1 protein-coding gene is annotated in these 1,264 nt (G+C 66.9%); it reads left to right on the forward strand.

All coding sequences use genetic code 11. The annotated features are described in order from the left end of the window. Positions 1 to 230: 230 nt before the first annotated feature. Positions 231 to 1,264, forward strand: a 1,034-nt coding sequence (locus tag AWQ68_RS00055) for a serine hydrolase domain-containing protein (protein WP_066932627.1), incomplete at its 3' end; no start/stop codon positions are given.

Here is a 1,264-nt window from a genome sequence, read left to right on the forward strand (position 1 = left end):
GAAGCCGATGTCTACGAGCGCGTCGGCGACCCCGGCGCGGTCTGAGGATAGAGAGATTCAAAGGCTGGGGTGGCCAAAAGGCCAACCCAGGCATCCTTCCCGAGTCGGAGATCGTCGGCCTGAGATCAGGGTTTCCGTCAGGGACAGCTCCGATGCCGCACTGCCCTCTCGTGGCCGATCGTGATGCGGCGGAGGCCGAGAGCCGGACTCCGTGAATCGGAGGAACAAACATGAAGGGAAAACGCACCAGCGCGGCCGTCGTGGCCTGCGTGACCCTGTCACTGCTGGCAACACCTGCCGTGACCACCGCCGCGGCGGCCGACACGAACCCGAGCAGTCGGCCGAATTTGCAGGCGCTGCTGGACAAGGCCGTCGCCGACGGCTCGGTCGCCGCCATCGCCGAAGTTCGCGACGGAGACAAGACCTGGCGAGCCGCGAGCGGCAAGGCGAAGCTGAACAACGCCCAGCCGGCTCCGGTGAACGGGCGGTTCCGGGCCGGGAGCGTCACCAAGTCATTCACGGCGACCGTGGTGCTTCAACTCGTGGGAGAGGGAAAGCTGCGACTGTCCGACAGCGTGGAACAGTGGCTGCCGGGGCTCGTGGACAAGGGCGCCGACATCACGATCAGGCACCTCCTCCAGCACACCAGCGGCCTTCCCGAGTACTCGACGGGCATGATGGACGAGGCGGGCATCCCCAAGGAGCGCTACCGCACCTGGTCGGCACGCGAACTGGTGGAAAGGGCGGAGAAGCTCCCGCGCGACTTCCCGCCTGGGACTGACTACAGGTACTCCAACACGAACTACATCGTGCTCGGCATGCTGATCGAGAAGGTCACCGACAGGCCGTACGCGACAGAGGTCAGGGAGCGGATCCTGCGGCCGCTCGGCTTGCGGCACACCCGCGTTCCTGGGGCCTCTCCGGAGGTGTACGGCCCGCACGCCCACGCTTATGTGCCGGTCACCAGGGGCGGCATGGTCGTCCCTGTTGACGTCACGCGGTTCAATCCCACGATGGCCGGTGCGGCGGGCGAGATCATTTCCACGAACGAGGACATCAACCGGTTCTACCGCGCCCTGTTGCAGGGCAAGCTGCTCCGTCCTGATCTGCTGAAGGAGATGAAGGACCCCGGTACGGCGAAGGGGTACGGGCTGGGGCTGGAGGTGGCGCCCCTGCCCTGCGGCACTGCGTTCGGCCACGGCGGCGGTGGCCCGGGCTTCCTCGTGGTGGCGTTCAGCTCGGCCGACGGTTCGCGACAGGTCAC

Origin of the sequence: Microtetraspora fusca (assembly GCF_001570365.1) — a bacterium.
Taxonomy (GTDB): Bacteria; Actinomycetota; Actinomycetes; order Streptosporangiales; family Streptosporangiaceae; genus Microtetraspora; species Microtetraspora fusca.